Origin of the sequence: Paenibacillus sp. FSL E2-0151 (assembly GCF_037993015.1) — a bacterium.
Taxonomy (GTDB): domain Bacteria; phylum Bacillota; class Bacilli; order Paenibacillales; family Paenibacillaceae; genus Paenibacillus; species Paenibacillus amylolyticus.
Genome location: NZ_CP150308.1, coordinates 3,321,306 through 3,344,857 on the forward strand (window position 1 = coordinate 3,321,306; position 23,552 = coordinate 3,344,857).

Below are 23,552 nucleotides of genomic sequence, written 5' to 3' on the forward strand. Positions count from 1 at the left end.
AGTAGACGTACACTTACAATTTTGATTGGTGTGATCGCATTGTTAGTTGGTACATGGGCTATTTTCGAAAATGTATCGACACCCGAATCTCAGCGAGGTAACGCCATTGAAGCTGGTGCCGTGGCCCCTGAGTTCACAGCGGTTAATTCAGAAGGCGAACAAGTCAGACTGTCCGATTATCGGGGCAAAGCCGTGATGATTAACTTTTGGGCTTCATGGTGCACACCTTGTGTAAGGGAGATGCCGCTCGTTCACCAGATTGCTCAGGACTATCAGACCGACGTGGAAACCCTGTTTGTTAACGTGGGGGAATCGAAGGGTACGATTCGTGAGTTTATGGATAAGCAGGCGTTTGATTTTCCGGTGATCATAGACGTGACGGGCAACATATCAGGTATGTATCGTATAACGGGTTTGCCCGCAACAATGGTCATTGATAGGGATGGGGAGTTCCGTCACATACTGCTCGGTGAACTGACCGAAGATATACCATTGCAGCAATGGCTGGAAGAGAGTATCTAGTCGTAAGCGTTGGGTGGTGGTGAGAAAAGGGATAGGAACGCCAAAGATCGCCATGTTACAAGTGAAATCAGATAAAAAGCCGGACACCCATTTAACGAAGGGGTGTCCGGCTTTACTTTTGAAGTTATGCTGCTTCGCAGCCGATTACAATACAGCAGCTGAAGCGTGATTGTTACGAGCGATTCTGGTTGCGTCAACCATGTTACGCAGAGAAGCTACCGTTTCTTCCTGTCCACGGGTTTTTAATCCGCAGTCCGGGTTAATCCAGAACAACTTCGGATCAAGAACACGCAGGGCACGTTCAATCATGCTGCTCATTTCATCTACACTCGGAACTCGTGGGCTATGGATGTCATATACGCCAAGACCGATACCGAGCTCATACGTATTTTCTTCAAAGCTATGAATCAGTTCACCGTGACTACGGGATGTTTCAATGGAGATAACATCCGCATCCATAGCTTCAATGGAATCAATCATGTCATGGAATTCGCAATAGCACATATGCGTATGGATTTGAGTCGTTTCATGCACCGTGCACGTAGAGATACGGAACGCTTTGACCGCCCAAGCCAGGTAATCGGCTTGTTCATTTTCTTTCAGCGGAAGTCCTTCACGAACAGCCGGCTCGTCAACCTGGATCATACCAATGCCTGCCTGTTCAAGTGCTTCGACTTCCTGTCTCAACGCATACGCCAATTGATAGGCAATCTGCTCACGAGCAATGTCTTCGCGTACGAATGACCAGTTCATGATGGTAATCGGGCCAGTCAGCATGCCTTTGACAGGACGCTCTGTCTGCGATTGAGCATATTTCGTTTCTTCCACTGTCATTTCACCCGTAAATGCAACATCACCGAAAATAATAGGTGGCTTCACGCAACGTGAACCATATGATTGTACCCATCCAAACTGTGTAAAGGCAAAGCCGGCCAGTTTCTCGCCAAAGAATTCAACCATGTCGGTACGCTCAAACTCACCATGCACCAATACGTCAATTCCGATCTCTTCCTGAATCTTAATCCAGATATCAATCTGCTCCCGGATGAAGGCAGCATACTGTCCGTTGTTCAACTCACCCTTGCGCCACAACTGACGTGCTTTTCTGACTTCGGCAGATTGTGGGAAACTACCAATCGTTGTTGTCGGGAAGAGTGGCAATTGCCATTTGGCCTGTTGAGCTTCATGACGCTCTGCAAAAGGACGGGAGCGCTCCGGCTGTTGAACACTGATGGAAGCAACGGCTTTCTGTACAGCGGTACGGTTTCGATCTTCGGATTGCTGAAGCGCTTGAAGAGGAAGCTCTGCTTCGTCTATTTTGGCAGTAATCTCTGCACTTGGTGAAGATAAGGCTGTAGTCAAAAGAACAATCTCTTCCAGCTTTTCATCTGCAAATGCAAGTGCATTCTTCAGTTCAGATGTCAGTTTTGCCTCACGGTCTGTCGTTACTGGCACATGCAGCAGGCTGCAAGATGATTGCACGATGATACGTTCAGGCGTCACGAACTCAGTTAATTCATTCAGCAAATTCAGTTTTGTTTGAAGGGAAGCTTTCCAGATCCCACGTCCATCAATAATACCTGCACCGAGCACTTTGTCTGCCGGGAAACCGGATGTCCGAATAGATTGTGTGTTACCAGAGAGTCCGTGTACAAAATCAAGTCCTACACCTTGAACTGGCAGTGCAACAATGTCGTTGTAGTTTTCGACAGATTCAAAGTACGTTTGCAGCATGATATTCAGGCTTGGAACGGCTGCTGCAAATGTCTCATATATTTTATTCAGACGCTGTACGTCTTCATCGCTTAATTTGGTTACCAGAATAGGTTCGTCGACCTGCACCCACTGAACGCCTTCGCTTGCAAGTTCCTGAAGCAATTGAGTATAGAGTGGAAGCAAGCGGTCCAACCAAGCGTCTGTCTCGGATTTATCATAGCCTTTGGAGAGCTTTAGGAAGGTTAACGGTCCAACGATAACCGGCTTGCCTTCAATGCCGAGTTTTTCTTTTGCTTCACGATAAGCGAGAAGTGGTTTGTTCTCCGTCAGAGTTGGGGAAGCCCCGTCCAGTTCAGGTACAATGTAGTGATAGTTCGTGTTGAACCATTTTGTCATTTCACTTGCTGCGGCATCTTTCGTTCCCCGTGCAATGCCATAATATACGGACAACGGAACGGAACCACCATCATAAGCAAATCGTTTAGGGATAATGCCAAACATCACAGCCGTATCCAGGATATGATCATAATAGCTAAAGTCATTCACCGGAATGATGTCGATGCCTTTTGCTTGTTGCTTGCGCAAATGATCGATACGAATTTCCTGCAAACGTGCGTGGAATTCTGATTCCTCCAGCTTACCTGCCCAGAACGCTTCCAACGCTTTCTTCCATTCCCGATCAGCACCAATACGCGGATATCCCAATACACTACTTTTTGTCATCGTTTAAAACCCCTCTGCTTTTATGTTACACAAAATTTATCACAGATCCGGAGTTATAATGTAATTCCATTAAATTATACCTAGTTATAGCCTAGGGCTATATCAAAAGGTGTGTTCAGCATGAAGTATAGAACTTGAAGAAGTCATTACGTTTGAAATAGACCCCACTAATGTTACAATGGTGAGCTATGTTCATACGATTGATTGAAAGGAAGGCGGTACGCATGAATCTGTATCATATCCAGTCCACCGTGCACGGAATCAACAGAGTAACATCCTTTTTGGAAGACAATTATATTGGTATTGCTTGGTCAGGTACAGGGGATCTGGAGCAAACGCCCCGGGAACTATGGAAGGAACTGTTGGTTCAACACTATCCCTTGGATGAAGCAGAATTGGCGAGCACACTCGCGACATTACATATGTTTGGTAACCTCATGCAGGATGGAGATTATGTCTTAATTAGTGATGATGAATGGACGTATGTTGGGGATATCGGGGATTATTATTACGACGATTCCGTTAGTTCTGAAGAGGACTTGATATGTCACCGTCGCGGAGTTACATGGTTGGGTCGTATTCCTCTCGCTGAGCTGAATGACAAAGTGCAGGCACTGCAAAATGATTCAGCCATCCTTGCGAAGTTTGAGTATCCCATATCACAAGCACAGCTGGATCGAGGTCTTGCAGTCAGTGTAACAGCCGAAGCAACCAACTCTCTCTCAACAGGGGTAGATGAAGCCACAATTCAGACAGCTCTCCAGGTGCTGAGAGAAGCCTTACAAAGTGAAGAAGAAGAGCTGCGAATTCGTGCGGCTACAGCCATTTTACAGTTTGCAAAACAATAAAACCTTAACTATATAAATTGAACGAAACATTTACACAAAACGGAGAGGACAGAAAGAACCTGAAGAAGCGGAGCGTTCGTCTACAAGCTTTCTGCAAGAAAGCTACATCGGAAGGCTGTTCTGTCATCGGAGTGTCCAGTGTAAATATTCTTTAGTTCATTTTATATAGCTCTGAGATCTGTTCATTTACATTCCTATGAGTTAGTCCTCCGTGATAACAAACCACAGATGAAATGTCGAGTTCGATATACTTTTTCAAAGAGAATCGAGCTGTCTCTGTATCCAATGTAGTAGGTTCATGAATTCCTCCAAGCATGCCGTCTACACTATACATTGAATCTCCGGCGATGAGCGTCTTGCTGTCCATCAAATATAGACTGATATGACCTGGCGTATGACCAGGTGTATGAATAACGCGAATTCCACCGCAAAACGGCAGTTCCTGACCATCAGTCACCGTTTCATCTACTTTGCCCTTTGGAGGATGCTCAAGGTGACCATCTTTGAGAAGAGGGAGCTGGCCCTCAATATATGGCTTATCCAGCTCATGCGCATATATCTTGACTTGTGAGCCGCACTCCTGCAAAATCTCGGGAAGACACCCTATATGGTCCACATCCTGATGCGTCAAAATCACTGCTTTAAGTCGGCTGATTGGCACACCAATCTTTTCGAGTGCGATACGCAAATCGTCATATTGTCCAGGGAAACCGGTATCTATTAACACAACCATTTCTTCATCCCATATCAGAACAGGGTGAATTATATTCCTCTCAAAATCAAGCTGAAGCATCTCTATTCCCTTTGAAATTTCCATAATATCAGACCTCCGAGAGTTAAAATTCATATACATCGTTGCTTGTTATATTTCTTATGTAAACGAATAAAGACGGCAATAAGATACGTTGGGGTATTTATAGAGTGTACTTATAGAAATATTCAATGAATGGGGGAATTGACGCTTGCTGTTGGGAATGATAATTTAGATATATCATTTAAACCAATAAGTCCAATAAGATAAAGGGGGTATGTGGGATGACACATATCGTGCATGCAGCAGCTGAAGATATTCGAAGCGAGGATTCGCTGTTATTGATCAAGGAACTGAGTGAAGAACTCGGTTTGTTATATGGCGGTGATGGAACTGCGGGATTTCAACTGTCAGACGTTGAGGTGCCACGTGCGGCTTTTATCGTTGCCAGGATCGACGGGTATCCGGTTGGTTGCGGAGCACTTAGACCCCTTGATGATACATCTGTAGAGGTTAAACGCATGTATACACGCAGTGGTTACCGCCGTAAGGGGATTGCCCAGGCTATATTGGCCGAGGCAGAGCGTCTTGCGAACGAACTTGGTTATACCAATCTGAAACTGCAAACAGGCCCCTTGCAACCAGAAGCAGCAGCGCTGTATGAGCGTGTAGGGTATTATCGAATTCCTGTTTTCAGTGGCAATTGGGACAGAGTGTTGGCCTATCAGAAAGATCTGGTACACGAAAAAGTATAATTCTACGAATCACAGCTTTTATTTGCTGAACGTACAGAGGAACACAAGATAAAAGTAAAAAAGTCGCCGATTGGCGACTTTTTGCATTTTAACATACTGCATTTACTCCAATTATTTCAGCTGAAAATATAGACAAAAGCGTTCAATCCGTTGCGCTATTATTGATCAATAAAGGTTCTTGATGTTGAACACCCCATTCGCATAGTCCTTCCAAAACGGGCAATAACGTTTCAGCTTTGGCTGTCAGACGGTACTCGACTTTAGGAGGGACTTGGGGATACTCTTTCCGTTCGACCATACCATCTGCTTCCAATTCTTTGAGCTGTGAACTCAGCGTTTTATACGTGATAGCGCCGATCTGTCTTTTAAGTTCATTGAAGCGGACAGGCTGGTTATCAGCCAGAAGATACATAATCACCATTTTCCATTTGCCACCAATGACAGACAACGTATATCCAAAAGGGGTATCTTGAATGTTTTTAACTTTACCGTGGTATTCAGCCATACTCATCATTTACACTATCCTTCCGGGTAGTACCTATCATAAAAGACCGTACTATTTATTTGTTTGGGCTCAGTTTATACTAACCTTACTTTGAAGTAAAGGAGATTTACGATGACTCAAAAAACAATACGTCTGCTTATGCCACAATGGCAAGGTGGAGATAATCCAAACTACTCTTTTGGAGCGGAGCTGCTTGCATGGCTTGCACCTGACAATGATCAACCTCTCATTCATGTTCCTGTTGAGGCTTATGATGGAACATCTCTGGTAAGCGAGAACGGGATAAAAGGCAGAACACAGCTACTTCAGCAATTGCAGGCTGCCCAGCATATTATTCAAGCTCACCAGCCCGATCGCATTGTCATGTTTGGCGGTGACTGTTTGGTTGAACAAGCCCCGTTTGCTTATTTAAATGAACGATATGGCGGAGAACTTGGTTTGATATGGATTGATGCACATGGTGATCTGGTTAGATACGAGGGCTATGACAACGGTCATACTTTACCGCTTGGGAACCTTCTTGGGGAAGGCGATCCGGAGTTTGCTAAACATGTGAGTGTCCCCTTGAAGCCCGAACATGTCTTCATGGCCGGGTTGACAACCCCCACGGAACAGGAAACCGAAGTGATTCAAAGATTGGGTATCCGAACGGCTGGAACTGAAGAATTAACCCATGGCATGGATTCGATTAAGAAGTGGATTAAAGAGACTGGGTTCAAACACCTGGCAATTCATCTTGATCTGGATGTGCTTGATCCCAACATGTTCCGTTCATTGTTATTCGCCAAACCAGGGGAACCTTATGTGTTTTCACCAGCGGGAACCATGCAATTACCACACTTGCTTCATCTGATCAAAGAACTGTCTGAAGAAACAGATGTAGTTGGATTAGGGATAACTGAGCATATGCCGTGGGATGCCATTAACTTGAAGAATTTGCTTGGAGAAATACCTATCCTGAACCAGTGATATAGGTAATAAGTCGCCAGAATATATCAGAATACTGATATAAGGAGTCAAAATATAGGAAGATTACAGATAGAAATATCAATATTATTATATGGGTGGTTCGACGAGAATCAGAAATTAAACAAACTGAGGAGAGACACCCAGATGGTCACGTTATTGTTAATTATTATTTATCTCGCATTTATAGGGCTGGGATTACCTGATGCTTTACTTGGCAGTGCCTGGTCCGTTATGAAAAACGATATACATGCGACAACAGAAATGGCTGGTTACATATCGCTAATCATTTCATTTAGTACAGTAGTGTCCAGTCTAATGGCCAGCCGATTGTTACACCGGTTCGGAACGGGTAAAGTCACGTTATTCAGTATCCTCTCAACAACGATCGCGCTGTTGGGATTCTCATTCTCTGAGAATTTTGTGTTTTTACTGATTCTGGCGATCCCTCTCGGCTTAGGTGCAGGTTCGGTGGATGCGGCACTAAGTAATTATGTAGCATTGCATTTCAAGGCCAAGCATATGAACTGGTTGCATTGTTTCTGGGGAATTGGCGCAGTGACAGGCCCACTCGTTATGGCATATTGGCTGAATCAAGCAAACAACTGGCGTGCAGGATACGTTACTGTGGCGTTGATTTTGCTTGGGATTGTGGTGGTCTTATTATCAACTTTGTCTCTATGGAAGATTTTTGAGAAGGGAAGAGTAGAGGGTTCAGGCGATGAGAAGAAACGCGTAAGCAACCGTGAGGCCATACGTATCCCCGGCGTGAAAATGTCGATGATTGCGATGCTCTGTTACAACGGTTCCGAAACTGCTGCCGGTCTGTGGATGGCTTCTTTCTTCATTGTTAGCAAAGGAGTTTCTCCAGGTACTGCCGCAGCACTATCCTCTCTATTTTTCATTGGCATTATCTTGGGACGTGTAATCTCAGGTTTTCTTTCCACTCATGTATCCAGCAAAAATCTCATCAGATATGGTGGAATCGTTGGATGCTTCGGATTGGTTATCCTGATTATGCCGATTCCTTACTGGATTGCCGCAGGGGCTTTATTTATCGTGGGATTGGGCGGAGCACCGATCTATCCGAGTATTGTTCATGCGACACCGGAACGCTTCGGTGAGAAGGCATCCCCAAGTGTAATTGGACTTGAAATGGCCAGTGCCTATACAGGTTCAACACTCATCCCGTTAGGTATGGGACTTATAGCCAGCCAATGGGGAATGTCAATGGTACCCCTGATCCTGCTGATTCTGTTCAGTGTTATGTTCGCGGCTACAGAGCTGGTTAACAGAAGCAACAAGGCTACGCGCCTGACCGTCTAGCTCTTGCTATAGGTCATTAAGGTTCTGCCACTATACAACAAAGGAACAACCATCGCTGGTTGTTCCTTTTGGTGTGTGGACTATTTTTTATAAGAAGATCAGTAACAATGTTCCTGCAGCAAAACAGTAATACGAAAAGTATTTCAGATTGCCTTTGGCCATAATGCCCATAAACCATCTCATGGAGAAATACGTGACAAAGAGTGTCGTGATGAATGCGATCAGATAAGGGATAGCCAGTTGTGATCGATTCGGATCATTGGCAATGTCGGATACCCCCATGATGAGTCCGCCAATACTGATGGGAATGTACAGCATAAAGGAGAACTTCAAAGCTGTTTCCTGTTTCATGCCAACAGCGATGGACGCAATTACAGTTGCCCCTGAGCGGCTAATCCCCGGAATAAGAGCGACCGCCTGAGCCAGACCTACCAACAATGCATCTTTCGTAGACAGATCACCGTCTTGCTTGCGACCACGAAGATTACGAATAAGCCACAAGGCAACCCCGGTGATTAATAGCGCGATGGAAACGGTATATACGGATGAGAAGATTTCTTCAATCCGGTCCTTGAACAGGACTGCAACGACAGCAGCAGGGATCGTACCAATAATTATGTATAAGCAAAACATGAAGTCTGCTCGATATTCTTCTTTACGAGTACGCAGGTAACCTAATGCACCAATAATCAACTTTTTGATATCTTCCCGGAAAATAAAAATAATAGCGATAAGTGATGCTGTGTTTGTTAAAATCTCAAATGACAATCCATTCTGCTTGATGCCCATAAGTTTCTGGGCGATGATCAGATGACCGCTTGAGGAGACGGGGATTGGCTCCGTCGCACCTTGAACAATACCTAAAAACAAATACTTTAACCACAATATAATCTCTTCCATGTTGTCCTCCTTTAATACGTTTCATTGGCTTTCCAATGATCTCTCTTTTTAATAAAAGTGACTTGTCTACTCTATTGATGATAGCTGTTTAAGTTGGTGACTTGCAAGTTAGAGTTCATAGAGGGGGTGAAATAAACATAGCTTGTCAAATCCTGCATAGCATGATATCGTTGATAACGATTATCAATATCAACGAAAAGGTGGGTTTATTTTGCGTAAACAGATAAAATCAATATGGATCATGATGGCACTTTTCTTGCTGATTGTACTTAGTGCATGTGTTCAGTCTGCGACGACCAATAGTACAACCGGGGACAGCACGAATGCGGCTGCGGAGAAAGAAACCAAGACGAACTCGGATTCAGCTTCTTCCGCTGATAAAGCGGCAACTGCCGAAGAGGAACTTGTTACATATCAATCGGATGCAGGCGAAGTACAGGTACCGAAGAATCCTAAGCGTATTATTGATTTGACATCATTTTCGACAGGGTACTTTGTTGCCCTGGATGCACCGGTAGTCGGCGCATTATCAGGAGCGATGAACAACAAATATATCAAGGATCAACTTACAGCAGCGGGTACCAGTGATCTGGGTCAAGAGCCTACACCAGAGAAACTAATCAGTTTAAAACCTGACTTAATTATCGTGTACACTGGAACAGAGGGTATCGATAAGCTGGAGCAGATTGCGCCTGTTGTACAGATTGCATATGGTAAGCGCAATTTCAAGGATCTAATGCTTGAAATGGGTAAGCTCACGAATAGAGAAGACGCAGCGAAAGCTTGGAATGCTAAATGGGAAGCGAAGATCAACGAACTGAAGCCCAAGGTTCAAGAAGCTGTAGGCGATCGTACCGTTTCCATACTGAATCCGTATGCCAAAGGATTATTTGTATTTGGTCATAACTATGGTCGAGGCGGTGAAATTATTTACGGGGAGTTTGATCTCAAGGCACCGGCCAAGGCCCAAGCTGAAGCGATTGACAGCGGGACTGGATGGGCTTCAATCTCCATGGAACTATTACCGGAGTATACGGGGGATATCATCTTCACCAGCCCGTGGTCAGGAGATACAACCGATCCCAAGATCGTATATGATAATACATTGTGGAAAAACTTGCCTGCGGTGAAGGCAAATCATGTGTTCCAGCTTGATCCGACTTCAGACTCGTACAACGATCCGTTAACGTTGGAAGGTCAGCTGCAATTTATTTCCGATAGCTTGCTTACCGCGAAGTAAGATTAGACTGCATAAATGGTGATACTGGAGCATTTCCAAACGTCGTTGCAAGACGGGGAAATGCTCTTCTTATGAGCTTAGAATGTTATATACGTCGAACTTGGATGGGTTTTGACCAATGTAATTAAGCTTGATACAATAGGATAACAGCTGATGAACATTAAATATCAAGTGGGGTGATCTAGATTGCAGCAAAAGAGTGAACGTTTGAATGTTTGGTTGGCTTTCTCTAACATTCATACCCATCTGAACGAGAAGCTGGAACAAGCTCTGCTTCAACAATATGACTTATCTTTGAAGGAATTTTATGTGTTAAACTTCATATATAATGCGGAGGGTAAGGAATTACGCTTACAGCAACTTCAAGAACTAGTAGGGTTGAGCCAAAGTGCTACTTCCAGGCTCGTCGTTAGGATGGAAGCCAAAGACTGTGGGGCTCTGGAAAGACATGCATGTGAAGATGACCGACGTGGCATTTACACTCGTATTACTGAGCTTGGAGAGAATAAATACAAGAAAGCACTTCAAACGTTTAATCAGGTCTTGCAAACTGAATTGGAACAGGATGGATTTGAGACTCGATTAGAGAACCTCACTAAAGAATTGTTCTAAGGCTAGGGGAAATATAGGGTAATGTAGTCATTTACCCTATAAGAAGACTTGACACTCATTAATATATCCGTTAAATTAAATGCATGCGCATGAATTTAATATGGGTGGGGTGATTTTGTATAAAGGAGGTATTGAACATGAAGGTCTTCGTTGTAGGATCGAATGGACAGATTGGTCAACAACTTATTCATCTTTTGAAGAATAGTGAAGAACACACCGTTCTTGCCATGGTCCGAAAACAAGAACAGGTAGATTCATTTGCAGCACAGGGTGTGGAAACGGTGCTTGCCGACTTGGAAGGTACGGTTGACTCACTTGTAGCTGCTGTAACGGGTTGTGATGCCATTGTATTTGCAGCTGGTTCTGGCGGTACAACGGGATATGATAAAACACTCCTGATTGATCTGGATGGTGCCGGGAAAACCATTGAAGCGGCTCAAAAAGCGGGTATTGATCGATTTATCATGGTGAGTGCGATCCAAGCCAATAATCGTGAGAACTGGCATGATAACATCCTTCCATATTATGCAGCGAAACACTATGCTGATAGATTGTTAGAGATCAGTAGATTAACATATACCATTATACGTCCAGGGATTCTAATGAATGAACCGGGAACAGGAAAAGTAACTGCTGCTGAGAATATAACAACCGGTAACATTGCTCGTGAAGATGTAGCTCATGTGATTTTGGCCAGTTTGAGTGAGAAGAATACCTACAAGCGTTCATTTGATCTAATCGCTGGTGAGGATACAATATCTGAGGCATTGAGTGGGCTCTGATCCAAAACAAAATTTTCGACGATATCTGATGAGTTAAGAGAGGGCTATACAATGATTATGTTGATGCTTTTGACCTTCATATTAGGTATCTTCATCGTTGTACGTCAATTTTGGCCAGTACGCAATCTTGAATATATAGATTATCAAGTATTTCTCAGACAAGAGCGTGATTTTCAGCAGTATAAAGTGATCGATATTCGAGATGCGACGGATTACATGGCTAATCCTACTCCCGATACGATTAACATCTCATTGGGGCGTCTTGCTTTCACATGGGAAAAATACCTTCTTCGAGAAGATAACGTAATTATAATGTCACCTGGTATGCTTCAATCCAAAAAGGCTGTTCGTATTTTGCGAAAGCATGGATTTGAATGTCTTTATGTGATGAAGTAAAAGATATATGTGAGTTCCAAATCATACGGAGTTATTAATTGTAGGCATTGATTCGATGCTTGCGCATGCATTTTTATTATTCATGATTCATGAAAAGGGGAGTTTTATTTTGATGACAGATTTGTTTAGTCCATATTCTTTTAAAAGCCTAGAGCTTAAAAACCGTGTCGTAATGGCTCCAATGTGCCAATATTCAGTTGAGCAAAAAGATGGTATTGCAACAGATTGGCATTATATGCACTATGTTAGTCGTGCCGTGGGAGGAACAGGTCTCATTATCATTGAAATGACAGATGTGGAGCCGGATGGCCGAATCTCAGATTATGATCTTGGGTTATGGTCAGATGAACAGATCCCGGCTCTGAAGCGGATCGTAGATGCGTGTCACAGTTATGGTGCCAAGGTTGGCATTCAGATTGCTCATGCGGGCCGCAAAGCAGAAGATGCTGAGGTTCCAGTTGCTCCATCCGCGATCGCCTTTGATGAGAATTCCAAGCAACCTCGAGCGCTTACAACGGACGAAGTAAAAGGAATGGTTGAAAAATTCCGGAGTGCTGTAGCTCGTGCTGTGAAAGCTGGTTTTGATGCGATTGAGCTTCATGGCGCACATGGATATCTGATTCATCAGTTCCATTCTCCACTAACAAACAAGCGAGAAGACGAATATGGTCAAGATTTAACGTTATTCGGCCGGGAGATCATTCAGGCTGCAAAGGCAGAGATGCCCGAGGATATGCCCTTGATGATGCGTATTTCAGCCAAAGAATACGTCGAAGGTGGCTATGGCATTAACGAAAGTTCCGAGTTTGCCAAGGCTTATAAAGAGGCAGGTGTTGAAGTATTTGACATCTCATCTGGTGGCGAGGGACCTATTGGTGCATCGGGCAGACCAGGAACTCACGCAGCTTATCAAGTACCTCTCGCTAAAGCAATCAAAGAAGCTCTTGATGTGCCTGTGATTGCTGTTGGAAGGCTGGACGACCCGAAATTGGCAAATGCAGTCATCGGAAATGAAGAAGCTGATCTCGTTGCAGTCGGAAGAGGGTTGTTAAGAAATCCTTACTGGGCCTTGGAAGCTGCGACTGCTTTGCGCAAGACAACGGACGTTCCAAAACAATATACAACTGGTTTTTAATGTATTAATAATTTAACGATTAAATGATCTTCATTAATACAGAAATAAGAAAGGACTCCTCTAATAAAACAGAAGGAGTCCTTTTTGAGGTTAAACTAGACAAGGTAAAGGAACGATATCAGCCAGTAACCAGTCAAGAGATGGTAGTCGGCTCATCGCTTCCGCCTCTCAAGCGTTTAATATCTTCTCTGGGCGGAAATCCGAACATGCGAGAATATTCACGGCTGAATTGGGAAGGGCTCTCGTAACCTACCTGAAATGCTACATCTGCTGCATCGGTGGACTTGGATAATAACAAGCGGCGCGCTTCTTGCAGCCTAAGTTGTTTTTGAAACTGAATCGGACTCATGGCAGTCACTTCTTTAAAGTGTCTGTGCAGCGAGGCAGTACTCATATTGGCCAAATCGGCTAATTCCTCAACCCGAAAATTTTGCTCAGAGTGATTCATAATATATTCAATAACGTCTCTGATTCGATAGGTATGGCTGCCCTCCATGGTAGCTTGTTCCAGGGCAATCCCATGTGGGCCTTTCAGAACTTTATAGAGAATTTCCTTTTTGAACAAAGGAGCGAGCAGCGGGATATCTTCCGAATGATCTTCCAACAAACGGGCTAACCTGACGACTGCATCCAGCAGAGACGGCTCAGCTTGGCTGACAAACATCGCACGTCTCGTTGTTTTCCGCGGTCTTGCTGGGAAATCGGAATGGTTCAATACCTCCAGAATCTCACTGGATGTGAATTCAAGTTTCAGGGCCAGATAGGGAGCCTCAGACGAGGCTTGAATCACTTGTCCACTAACCGGCAAGTCAACGGTTGCCACGATATAACTTCCTGGACCATACCGGAAACGATCCTGTCCCAGCAGGACCTCTTTCTCACCCTGAACGATAATGCAAAAGGATGGTTCATTCACTCTAAATATAGGTTCAGTAACGACCGATTCACGGATTAGAAATAATGAAGGGATTACCGTAGGATGCACCCCGTCCTTGTCAGAAAAACGGTCAATGAGTGTGGCTAATTCGTTCTGTTGTTCATGTATTTGATCAGACATGCAAAGTTCTCCTTTTTCCTCACAACATAATAATCACATTCTATCGTATATTGACCGAAGGCGGTAGAAAACGGATAGGAATAGGCAAACATTTGATGTGAATGGATAAGACATTCTGATTGCTGGTTACATAATCACAAGTACACAGGTCATGATATACAACAAGTACAGAAGATATACACTTACGGTTCAGCTAATACATGATAAGATAAGAATGAAAAGGGTATCTGCATCTTTTATTTACTGATCGTTCCCGATGTGTTAGATTGATTTTGGGAGGGAAGTTGAATGGCTAGAAGTAAAGAGTTTGAAGTGAATGAAGTATTGGATAAAGCAATGAAGATCTTCTGGGAACAAGGTTACGAGAAGACGTCGATGAGTGATCTGGTTGAGCATATGGGCATTCATCGCAGAAGTATATATGATACGTTCGACGATAAACATACGCTGTTTTTGAAGGCTATGGATCGTTATAGTGGCAAGATCAGCGCCACATTACTCGCAGAAATCAAGGCATCCAAGACGGCAGTGGAAGCACTGCATAAAATTTTCGATGTTATGATCAGTGAAGCAGAGGATACGCCATCGGGATGCTTGATCGTGAACTCCGCCGTGGAGCTAGGCACACGTGATCAGGAAGTGGACAACCGATCTCTTGAATCGTTTAACGAAGCTGAGCGGATGTTCGAGCAGATCATTCAATGGGGGCAGCGGGAGGGAGAATTCTCTTCTGATCATGATGCGAAGGAAATGGCAGAGTACCTGCACAATATTTCTGTCGGCATCAGAGCCATGGCAAGAACCTCGACGGATAAGGAAAAATTAAACCGGATTATCCATGTAACGATGAAACTTTTGGGAAAATGATGAGTAGAGACGTACCCAAAAAAGTAGCTTGAAATCCGTTAGAGGACTTCAAGCTACTTTTTTTTTGCGCTAATTTTAGAAAATAGAAAGCATGAACCATCAATTGGTGATGGCATTTTCCATCGGTTTAATTTTATGAATCTCTTCGGTCCCAGCCTCCAAAGCTGTTTCGTAGTAGGAGCGTTTGTGCTCGATGACTTCCATGGTTCTTCTTAGTTCCTCCATTTGTGCTTCCACAATAGCCTTTCGCTCCGTAAACATGTCATATCTTTGCTTCAGCGAGGAGTCCCCTTCAGAGCACCATTCAATGAAGTCTTTAATGTCTTTAATAGGCATGCCGGTCAGCTTCAGACATTGGATGATCTTTAGAAAGTCAATGTCGGAGTCTTTGAACAAACGTGTTCCACTTGTGGTACGTTCCACAAAAGGCATGAGTCCTTCCTTGTCGTAGTAACGCAATGTATATACCGTAAGGTCTAATTTTTTGGCAACTTCACCGATTGAATAGGTCATTTTCATAAAATTCCTTTCTACTGGGGGTAGACTTCGAGTTAACTCTAGGATGATCCGAGTGAATTCTACCATGCTGCATACAACATGTCAAAGTGAGCTGGAGATAAAAAAAGTAAGATAAACATTTGACTTAGAGTTAACTAGAGGGAGTAAGATTATTTTGAACTTTAAATTACTAGGAGGTTATACCATTGATTATAGCTAAAGCCAGAGCCGTTGACGGACCAGACCAACAATTCAGAAGTGCTGAAATTAAACGACGTGATCTGGATACCAATGATGTATTAATCGAGATTAAATATGCCGGTATCTGCCATTCTGACATCCATACTGCCCACGGTGAATGGGGCCCTGTGAATTATCCACTCGTTCCTGGACACGAGATTGCCGGGATTGTAACCGATGTAGGAACCGAAGTCTCCAAATACAAGGTCGGTGACCGAGTAGGGGTCGGATGTATGGTGGACTCTTGTGGTGAATGTGTTAACTGTCGCAAAGGTGAAGAGCAATACTGTCTCAAAGGAAATATTCAAACTTACGCTGGAGTAGACAAATACGGTGAGCCTACGCAAGGTGGATATTCAACTCATATTGTTGTCGTAGAGGATTTCGTCGTTCGCATCCCTGATAACATTGCACTTGATGCTGCTGCACCTTTGCTGTGTGCCGGTATTACGACGTATTCACCACTTCATCACTGGGGAGCTGGCCCAGGTAAGAAGGTTGCTGTTGTAGGTATGGGTGGTCTAGGTCATATGGCTGTCAAAATTGCACATGCGATGGGTGCGGAAGTAACGGTTCTCTCCCAATCCTTGAGCAAAAAAGAAGATGGACTGCAATTTGGTGCAGATCACTACTTTGCCACAAGCGAACCGGAAACATTCGAGAAACTTGCAGGCACCTTTGATCTGATGATCAACACAGTAAGTGCGAATATTGACATTAACGCTTATTTCTCCCTGCTCACACTGGATGGCACACTCGTGAACGTGGGTGCTCCTGCTGAGCCACTAGCCGTAAACGTATTTTCTCTTATCGGCCATCGCCGTTCATTCGCAGGTTCCATGATTGGTGGCATCCGTGAGACGCAGGAAATGCTTGATTTCTGTGCAGAACATGATATTGCGCCTAATATTGAGGTCATCTCCGCTGACCAGATTGACGAAGCATACAAACGTGTACTGGCTTCCGACGTGAAATATCGCTTTGTTATTGATATCAGCACCATGTAATTGTGAAGTGTGCAATAATGATAGTTAAAGATAGAAAAAAAGCAGCTGCCGCCAAGGTCAGCTGCTTTTTGCTTTTCAGTTTGTTAATTCCTGATCATTCTACAACCCGTGCTCTTTTCGCAACGAACAGAAGGTAACTGCGTCTAATAACTAGTGAAGTAAACATGAAAGGAGTAGAATGAGAAAGATGACAGTATCATTTTCACATCAGCCTGAAGGGTACGAATGTCCATTTTGTCGTATTTGGGGTATCGAGCGACCTGATCAGGGAACAAAACAAAGGGATATCATCTATCAAAATGAAAAGGTAACGGCATTTATAGCGGGCAAATGGTGGCCAAACAATAAAGGACATGTTCTTATTGTTCCGAATCAACATTTCGAGAACATCTTTGAACTCCCTGCGGATTACGCTGTTGAAATTCACCGCGCGGCTCAGCTTACAGCATTTGCAATGAAAAGTACATATGGATGTGATGGGATTTCGACACGGCAACATAATGAACCTGCTGGCAATCAAGACGTCTGGCATTATCATCTGCATGTTTACCCTAGATACGTGAATGATCAACTTTATCTGACAAATGGTTCTCCGTCCGATCCAAATGAACGCGCTTTTTATGCTGATCAGTTGCGATCTTGGATAAAAGAAAACATTTAAAGTCTAGCAGGCTACTCATTTTTTGTTGAGTTATCGGCAGATAAGGGTTTTTGAATTTGATATTCATGATAGAATAAGATTGAATTGGACAATATAAGTAGTAGATTTCTTGTTATAGGGGGAAACTAATGGAGACCTTTGCAGAATTTACAGCACGCATCGATAACCCGGAACACCAGGCACGAACGGAAGAAGTTTTGAACTGGGTCACTGAAAAATTCCCGAATTTAAAACAAAAAATAGCCTGGAATCAACCGATGTTTACCGACCATGAGACCTTTATTATTGGCTTTAGTGTATCCAAGCAACACTTGGCTGTTGCTCCCGAGAAGGCAGGAATTAATCGTTTTTCGGAAGAGATCACACAGGCGGGTTATGATCACACCAAAGAGTTGGTGCGGATGAAGTGGAAACAGGAGATTGATTTTTCGTTACTTGAGAGAATGATTGAGTTCAATATAGCGGATAAGGCAGAATGTTCAACATTCTGGCGTAAATAAATCGCGATATAAAAAGAAGACCCCCAACTTCCGGATACGGAAAGAGGAGGTCTTCTATATTTTAAGCAAAAGCGATTATTGAGCACCTACTACAGGGTGAGGTACATAGGGTTCTTCAAGGAATGAGACGTCTTCTGAGGTCAACTTAACAGAAAGAGCACCTACCGCATCTTCCAGATGCGATATTTTGGTGGCACCGATAATTGGAGCCGCTACAGTGTCTTTTTGCAGCAACCACGCAAGTGCAATGTGTGTGCGAGGGACACCGTATTTTTCTGCAATGGATGCAACTCGTTCAACAACAAGCCGATCCGCATCACTTGTCGCATTGTACTTGGATTTCTGAATTTTGTCTGTTTCGGATCGAAGTGTTGATACGGACCAGTCACGGGTCAACCTGCCTGAAGCAAGAGGACTGTAGGGAGTCACACCAATCTTTTCTTCCTTGCATAAAGGCAACATTTCTCGTTCCTCTTCACGGTAGATGAGATTCAGGTGGTTTTGCATGGAGACAAACTTGGTCCAACCATTTTTCTCTGCTACATGTAATGCTTTTTGGAACTGCCATGCAAACATGGCCGAAGCGCCAATATATCTCACTTTACCGGACTTCACCACATCATGTAAGGCTTCCATGGTTTCTTCAATAGGCGTATTGTAGTCCCAACGATGAATGATATAGAGATCCACATAATCGGTTTCCAATCGTTTCAGGCTTTTATCAATCTCACTCAGGATGGCTTTTCTGGAAAGACCAGAACCGTTGGGTCCTTGATGCATTTGTCCGTGTACTTTGGTAGCAATGACAACCTCATCCCGATTTGCATAATCTTTTAACGCCCGACCAAGATACTCCTCGCTTGTACCCAGAGAGTATACATTCGCTGTATCGAAGAAATTAATGCCTAGATCCAGCGCTTTCTTTATCACCGGGCGAGAATTTTCTTCATTCAGTACCCATTCATGAACCCATTTACTGGCATCCCCAAATCCCATACATCCCAGGCAAAATCGAGATACGTCCAAGCCTGTATTACCAAGTTTAGTATATTCCATGTCATGTTCAAATCCTTTCTAATGTTTATTATTGCCACCTGTAGGGTGATCTATATACACATTATTATGTCATAACGAAGGGAACAACCTGTACCACATTTCTATCAAAGTTTTGCCTAATCCTATCAGAATCTCTGAATTTGAATCAGTTGAGCCCATTAAAGTTCTCATATAAAAAGAACAAGCCACTCGTTTCTCCGTTGGAGATTCAAATGGCTTGTTCATAAAATATTATTTAATCATTGTTTGATGAATCCAATCGCTTATTTTGGTTGATTTAAGATTGGCTTTGATATTATCATCTAACTCTTCATACCGTGGAAGAAGATCTGTATGCCCATCAATCCATTGGTACAATCCTTTAAGACCTGCTGCTGTCTCACTTCCCAACAAAGGCTGAATCGCTGCTTCAAAATGATCAAAAGGAAGAGACATGAAGCTGATCTTTTCACCTAATACAGCACTGAATTGTTCCGCTAATTGTGTACCTGTCAGGGCTTCTAATCCGGGTGCTGGGATAATGCTTCCTGCCAATTCCGAATGAGTCAAGGCATAATAGTGGAATTGAGCTGCATCGTTTAAGCTAATCCAGGAGATCGGCTTGTCTGCTGGTACCGGGTAGGCCAAAACGCCATTGTTCAGTATTCCGGGAATCAGGAAGTTTTCCAAGTATACAATGGGTTCCACAATGATATATGGAAGACCACTTTGCTGCAATTCATGGATAACTTCACGTTTCAATTCAATTCCTTTGGAATGGGTGATAGGGTCAGGAACATAGGTACCCGTGTTAACTACAATCAATTTAACGTTTGCCTGTATAGCAGCATCAATTGCATTTTTGGTATATTGTCTGATCTTATCCGAATTGAACTCCACCGGCAGGTTCAGGAAGACTTTACTTACACCTTCATGCGCCGTATGAAGCTGTTCCACATCTGATAGATCCCCGATGAAAGCTTCAATGTTTTGTTCCTTTAGTGTTTTGGCTGTTGCCTCATTTCGAGTAATCGTGCGAACCTCACAACCTTGTTGAACGAGTAATTGAGCGACAGCGCCGCCTTGGGAGCCCGATGCCCCATATACTAAAAATCGATCATTCTGTGTCATAGTGGTCAATAACTTCCTTTCAATATGTGATTGGAATGAATGAGTTAACACTCAGCATTGACCTCAGCATAACGGATTTAGAATAGGAGCGTAAGTACGCACATTAATGATATAAAGTATCCCTTGGGATACTATGGGAAGGCGTTTTACATATGTTTCGATCCCCAATCACCTAACTGAAACAAGATCGAAGTCAGGCTTTGTCCTTTTTCTGTAAGGGAATATTCGACTTTAGGCGGAACTACAGGGTGGGTAACACGGTTTATCAAACCAGCTTCTTCAAGTTCTCGTAATTGCCTGGTTAACGTGCGATGCGTAATGGGGTCAAGCATTTTCTGTAATTCATTGAATCGAATTGTTGAATGGCGGATGAGACGATTTATAATTAATAACTTCCATTTCCCACCAATCATATTGACTGCAAACTCAACAGGACACCGGTCCTCCACAGGTTCTATATTCATATTTATGTATCCCTCCCAAAAGCATCAACTAATGTTTTGTTCATTTTATCGAATTTATAAAGGGGTGTATAGCTTACAGCGCATTCAGGGTATGAACCATGCCCAGGACACAAAAAAAGATGCCCCCAGTGTAGTTCGAGGGACACCTTATATAATATAAATTATTGTTCAACTCAGACAGAACGAAAAAAAGCATTGAACGTGAAAAAAAGCCATGATATAATCTATAGCGCACTTGACATTTATATTGAATGTAAAGGGTGGATCATTATTTCTCCTAATTTAATTTTACATCCGACATTCCGATTTGTCAATGCTCTTTTTTTTGGTCCTAATAAATGGAAAAGGGAGTGGACTTATTCATGGATAAAACAAACGAATGGAAGTTGGAAGAGGAAAGACTAGTGCAGGTGAGGAACAAACTTCAGGCACGACTCGACGAGTTAGAACCGAAGGTTGCCGGACTGCATGAACAGGCTGCCGAAATTCGTAAACGGTTCTGGGAAGAAGTAACGATTAATACGGGTTCGTACACGGATTTTGAAGATGCATTCTATACCATTAATCAGCAGTCGAGAGTGTTGGCCGAGAGGGAGCGCGGGCACAAGCTGTTAACACAACAATGGAAAAATACAAAGAGACTGCTTCCAACGCCGTATTTTGGCCGTTTCGACTATAAGGAAAAAGGCATGACATTGACTGAACAGATCTACATCGGTGTATCATCCTTCATGGATGAAGATGGATTGAACTTTCTAATCTATGACTGGCGTACGCCAATTGCAAGTCTGTACTATGATCACTCTCCCGGGCCAGCAAGTTATGACACACCTTCAGGACGAATCGACGGAAAGATGGAGCTCAAGCGTCAATTCCAGATTCAACATGGGCAGCTTCATAGCATGTTTGATTCAACTGAGACGATTGGTGACGAACTGTTGCAGCAAGTGCTCGCCAAGGGTGCAGACTCACAAATGAAGAGTATTGTAGCAACTATCCAGAAGGAACAAAACGCCATCATCCGTGATGACCGAAGCCGAATGCTTATCGTTCAGGGGGCAGCTGGCAGTGGCAAGACGTCGGCTGCGTTACAGCGAGTCGCTTACTTACTATATAAACACCGCCAGACAGTTAAAGCAGATCAGATTGTACTTTTCTCGCCGAATCCGATGTTTACCAGTTATATCTCGACTGTGCTCCCGGAACTTGGGGAAGAGAATATGCAGCAGACGACTTTCCAGGAATACCTGAATTATTGGCTGGATTCCTCCATCCGACCAGAGGATGCCTTTGATCAGATTGAATATGTGCTGACAGCTCAGAATGATCCGGGATATGAAGCTCGTATGGAGGCGATCAAGTACAAAGCTTCCGAGACATTCCTGCAAGTGCTCCAAAACTACGGTAAGTGGTTAGGAAGAGAGGGGACGCGGTTTAACGGCATTCAATTTCGGGGACGTGAATTCATCAGTTCAGACCAAATCAAGACCCAATTTTACAATTTGGATCAGAATCTTACCTTGTCCAACCGTATACTTCTTTTGCAGGAATGGTTGCTGAGAGAACTTGTTTCGCTGGAACGTCTGGAACGGGAAGCAGACTGGGTTCTGGAGGAGTTGAATTATCTGGACACGGATGAGTATGTGGAAGCTTTCCGCATGTTGCACAAAGAAAAGCCTGTATTCGATGTAGCGGAAAAATACGCAGCACGAGATAACGGTAATGACAGCGCAGTGCAAGATGAGGGTGCCTTTAACTTTGCAGTGCGAGAAGAGGAGCTGCTTCGTCAGAAACTGGTGAAAGACATGTTTAAACCTTTAAGAAAGAGTGTGCGGAAATTTCAGTTCGTGGATGTGAAAGGGATATATGAACAACTATTTGTAGATGAGACCGCTTATCGGGAACAAACGAATGGGGCAATCCCCCCACAGCACTGGCCTGAGATTTGTAAACAGACCAAGGCCATGATCCTTCAGAACAAGCTGTTCCATGAGGATGCTACTCCGTATTTATATGTCAAAGAGATGATCGAAGGCGTCCGGACGAACACAGAGATTCGTTATGTCTTTGTCGATGAAGGCCAGGATTATTCGGCGTTTCAATACGAATATCTCAAGAAACTGTTTTCTCGTGCCCGCATGACGGTGCTGGGGGATTTCGGGCAAGCGATCTTTATGCAGGCTACGGATTTGGCAGCACCTAACTCGCCACTGGTTCACCTTTACGGAGAAGGTGAAACTACTTTGATACGGCTCGTACGCAGTTATCGTTCAACCAAAGAGATTGTTGAATTCACGAGACAGATGTTACCAGGGGGAGAAGAGATTAGACCGTTTGAAAGGGGAGATCAGAAGCCTCTTTTAACAGGATTGAAGGACGAAAAACTGCGTGGTGCGCAGATTCTCGCAGACATCGCCGCTCTTAAGGCGGAGGGGGTTGATTCCATCGCTGTGATTACAAAGACCGCGGCTGAAAGCCGTGACGCCTATGAAAGGTTGCAAAGTCAAGGCGGCGAAGGGTTGCAGCTCATAACAAAGGACACACAGATTTTCGAAAAAGGAATCATGGTTATTCCTGTGTATCTCGCCAAAGGCGTTGAGTTCGATGCTGTCCTGGTCTATGATGCTTCACCCGTTGCTTACAGCCAGGAATATGATCGTAAGCTTCTGTATACGGCATGCACACGGGCCATGCACCGACTTCATCTATATACTGTTAGTGACTGGTCACCATTTGTGCAGGCGTTACCTGCGAATCTATATGACATAAAATCATAATCCATATGTAAATCCATTCTCAATGAAGGACCAAAGAAAGATGCTCGGAGCCTTTTTTCAAAGGTTATCGGGCATCTTCTTTTACTAAAAACATGGATCATAAAAGTTATTCTTTACTGATCGTTCCCAATGTGATAG

Annotated in this window: 24 protein-coding genes; 15 read left to right on the forward strand and 9 right to left on the reverse strand. The window is 43.7% G+C overall.

Translation table 11 applies throughout. The features are described 5' to 3' along the window. Nucleotides 1–30 precede the first annotated feature (30 nt). Nucleotides 31–522: a TlpA disulfide reductase family protein gene (locus MHI55_RS15145; protein WP_340390609.1), complete on the forward strand. Its 492-nt coding sequence runs from the start codon at nucleotides 31–33 to the stop codon at nucleotides 520–522. Nucleotides 523–666: 144 nt separating this feature from the next. Here the strand turns inward: MHI55_RS15145 and metE are convergent, their stop codons facing one another. Further along, on the reverse strand, nucleotides 667–2,961 hold the full coding sequence (gene metE, locus MHI55_RS15150; RefSeq protein ID WP_340390479.1) for a 5-methyltetrahydropteroyltriglutamate--homocysteine S-methyltransferase: 2,295 nt from the start codon (nucleotides 2,959–2,961) through the stop codon (nucleotides 667–669). Between the two features lie 224 nt (nucleotides 2,962–3,185). On the opposite strand from metE, the gene MHI55_RS15155 reads away from it, so the two are divergent. Continuing rightward, on the forward strand, nucleotides 3,186–3,809 hold the full coding sequence (locus tag MHI55_RS15155; RefSeq protein WP_339187504.1) for a hypothetical protein: 624 nt from the start codon (nucleotides 3,186–3,188) through the stop codon (nucleotides 3,807–3,809). A gap of 151 nt (nucleotides 3,810–3,960) precedes the next feature. Here MHI55_RS15155 and MHI55_RS15160 read toward each other — a convergent pair whose 3' ends face one another. Next, nucleotides 3,961–4,626 carry an MBL fold metallo-hydrolase gene (locus MHI55_RS15160; protein ID WP_339187501.1) on the reverse strand — a complete coding sequence of 222 codons (666 nt, stop codon included), beginning with the start codon at nucleotides 4,624–4,626 and terminating at the stop codon, nucleotides 3,961–3,963. Between the two features lie 218 nt (nucleotides 4,627–4,844). Between MHI55_RS15160 and MHI55_RS15165 the strand changes: the two genes are divergently transcribed. Then, on the forward strand, nucleotides 4,845–5,315 hold the full coding sequence (locus tag MHI55_RS15165) for a GNAT family N-acetyltransferase (protein WP_074095010.1): 471 nt from the start codon (nucleotides 4,845–4,847) through the stop codon (nucleotides 5,313–5,315). Nucleotides 5,316–5,457: 142 nt separating this feature from the next. On the opposite strand, the gene MHI55_RS15170 is transcribed toward MHI55_RS15165, so the two are convergent. After that, the gene (locus tag MHI55_RS15170) at nucleotides 5,458–5,826 is read right to left on the reverse strand and encodes a helix-turn-helix domain-containing protein (RefSeq protein WP_076212005.1); all 369 of its coding nucleotides are present in this window, start codon (nucleotides 5,824–5,826) and stop codon (nucleotides 5,458–5,460) included. 105 nt (nucleotides 5,827–5,931) lie between these two features. Between MHI55_RS15170 and MHI55_RS15175 the strand changes: the two genes are divergently transcribed. Both MHI55_RS15175 and MHI55_RS15180 read left to right on the forward strand, forming a co-directional pair. Next, nucleotides 5,932–6,789: an arginase family protein gene (locus tag MHI55_RS15175; RefSeq protein WP_340390480.1), complete on the forward strand. Its 858-nt coding sequence runs from the start codon at nucleotides 5,932–5,934 to the stop codon at nucleotides 6,787–6,789. A 144-nt stretch (nucleotides 6,790–6,933) separates the two neighbouring features. Then, nucleotides 6,934–8,112, forward strand: a complete 1,179-nt coding sequence (locus tag MHI55_RS15180; protein ID WP_340390481.1) for an MFS transporter — start codon at nucleotides 6,934–6,936, stop codon at nucleotides 8,110–8,112. A gap of 87 nt (nucleotides 8,113–8,199) precedes the next feature. Here the strand turns inward: MHI55_RS15180 and MHI55_RS15185 are convergent, their stop codons facing one another. Beyond that, on the reverse strand, nucleotides 8,200–9,012 hold the full coding sequence (locus MHI55_RS15185) for an undecaprenyl-diphosphate phosphatase (RefSeq protein WP_036608062.1): 813 nt from the start codon (nucleotides 9,010–9,012) through the stop codon (nucleotides 8,200–8,202). 211 nt (nucleotides 9,013–9,223) lie between these two features. On the opposite strand from MHI55_RS15185, the gene MHI55_RS15190 reads away from it, so the two are divergent. The 5 genes from MHI55_RS15190 (at nucleotide 9,224) to MHI55_RS15210 (ending at nucleotide 13,177) form a co-directional block, all read left to right on the forward strand. Beyond that, entirely contained in the window at nucleotides 9,224–10,252 is a 1,029-nt protein-coding gene (locus MHI55_RS15190) for an ABC transporter substrate-binding protein (RefSeq protein ID WP_340390482.1), read from the forward strand. A 207-nt stretch (nucleotides 10,253–10,459) separates the two neighbouring features. After that, complete coding sequence (locus MHI55_RS15195; RefSeq protein WP_282321482.1) at nucleotides 10,460–10,864, forward strand: MarR family transcriptional regulator; 405 nt, start codon at nucleotides 10,460–10,462, stop codon at nucleotides 10,862–10,864. 137 nt (nucleotides 10,865–11,001) lie between these two features. Further along, nucleotides 11,002–11,646: an SDR family oxidoreductase gene (locus MHI55_RS15200; protein ID WP_340390483.1), complete on the forward strand. Its 645-nt coding sequence runs from the start codon at nucleotides 11,002–11,004 to the stop codon at nucleotides 11,644–11,646. Between the two features lie 51 nt (nucleotides 11,647–11,697). After that, on the forward strand, nucleotides 11,698–12,042 hold the full coding sequence (locus MHI55_RS15205; protein WP_340390484.1) for a hypothetical protein: 345 nt from the start codon (nucleotides 11,698–11,700) through the stop codon (nucleotides 12,040–12,042). 112 nt (nucleotides 12,043–12,154) lie between these two features. Further along, nucleotides 12,155–13,177 carry an NADH:flavin oxidoreductase/NADH oxidase gene (locus MHI55_RS15210; RefSeq protein ID WP_340390485.1) on the forward strand — a complete coding sequence of 341 codons (1,023 nt, stop codon included), beginning with the start codon at nucleotides 12,155–12,157 and terminating at the stop codon, nucleotides 13,175–13,177. Nucleotides 13,178–13,310: 133 nt separating this feature from the next. Here MHI55_RS15210 and MHI55_RS15215 read toward each other — a convergent pair whose 3' ends face one another. Beyond that, entirely contained in the window at nucleotides 13,311–14,234 is a 924-nt protein-coding gene (locus MHI55_RS15215) for an AraC family transcriptional regulator (protein WP_340390486.1), read from the reverse strand. 288 nt (nucleotides 14,235–14,522) lie between these two features. Here MHI55_RS15215 and MHI55_RS15220 point away from each other — a divergent pair, with 288 nt between their 5' ends. Further along, complete coding sequence (locus MHI55_RS15220) at nucleotides 14,523–15,101, forward strand: TetR/AcrR family transcriptional regulator (protein ID WP_340390487.1); 579 nt, start codon at nucleotides 14,523–14,525, stop codon at nucleotides 15,099–15,101. Nucleotides 15,102–15,200: 99 nt separating this feature from the next. Here the strand turns inward: MHI55_RS15220 and MHI55_RS15225 are convergent, their stop codons facing one another. Beyond that, entirely contained in the window at nucleotides 15,201–15,620 is a 420-nt protein-coding gene (locus MHI55_RS15225) for a MerR family transcriptional regulator (RefSeq protein ID WP_036608041.1), read from the reverse strand. Nucleotides 15,621–15,805: 185 nt separating this feature from the next. On the opposite strand from MHI55_RS15225, the gene MHI55_RS15230 reads away from it, so the two are divergent. The 3 genes from MHI55_RS15230 (at nucleotide 15,806) to MHI55_RS15240 (ending at nucleotide 18,007) form a co-directional block, all read left to right on the forward strand. Beyond that, nucleotides 15,806–16,846, forward strand: coding sequence for an NAD(P)-dependent alcohol dehydrogenase (locus tag MHI55_RS15230; protein WP_340390488.1), 1,041 nt, complete (start codon nucleotides 15,806–15,808; stop codon nucleotides 16,844–16,846). 187 nt (nucleotides 16,847–17,033) lie between these two features. Continuing rightward, entirely contained in the window at nucleotides 17,034–17,507 is a 474-nt protein-coding gene (locus MHI55_RS15235; RefSeq protein WP_101313719.1) for an HIT family protein, read from the forward strand. A 128-nt stretch (nucleotides 17,508–17,635) separates the two neighbouring features. Next, nucleotides 17,636–18,007, forward strand: a complete 372-nt coding sequence (locus tag MHI55_RS15240) for an iron chaperone (protein ID WP_036608035.1) — start codon at nucleotides 17,636–17,638, stop codon at nucleotides 18,005–18,007. A gap of 75 nt (nucleotides 18,008–18,082) precedes the next feature. Here the strand turns inward: MHI55_RS15240 and MHI55_RS15245 are convergent, their stop codons facing one another. The 3 genes from MHI55_RS15245 to MHI55_RS15255 all read right to left on the reverse strand — a co-directional run bounded on the left by MHI55_RS15245 (nucleotide 18,083) and on the right by MHI55_RS15255 (nucleotide 20,637). Beyond that, a complete protein-coding gene (locus MHI55_RS15245; RefSeq protein WP_036608033.1) occupies nucleotides 18,083–19,063 on the reverse strand; it encodes an aldo/keto reductase in 981 nt (326 codons plus the stop codon). Nucleotides 19,064–19,294: 231 nt separating this feature from the next. Continuing rightward, on the reverse strand, nucleotides 19,295–20,173 hold the full coding sequence (locus tag MHI55_RS15250; RefSeq protein ID WP_101313720.1) for an NmrA family NAD(P)-binding protein: 879 nt from the start codon (nucleotides 20,171–20,173) through the stop codon (nucleotides 19,295–19,297). 146 nt (nucleotides 20,174–20,319) lie between these two features. Beyond that, nucleotides 20,320–20,637 carry a helix-turn-helix domain-containing protein gene (locus tag MHI55_RS15255; protein ID WP_017688544.1) on the reverse strand — a complete coding sequence of 106 codons (318 nt, stop codon included), beginning with the start codon at nucleotides 20,635–20,637 and terminating at the stop codon, nucleotides 20,320–20,322. A 362-nt stretch (nucleotides 20,638–20,999) separates the two neighbouring features. Between MHI55_RS15255 and helD the strand changes: the two genes are divergently transcribed. After that, nucleotides 21,000–23,414: an RNA polymerase recycling motor HelD gene (gene helD / locus MHI55_RS15260; RefSeq protein WP_340390489.1), complete on the forward strand. Its 2,415-nt coding sequence runs from the start codon at nucleotides 21,000–21,002 to the stop codon at nucleotides 23,412–23,414. Nucleotides 23,415–23,552: the final 138 nt, after the last annotated feature.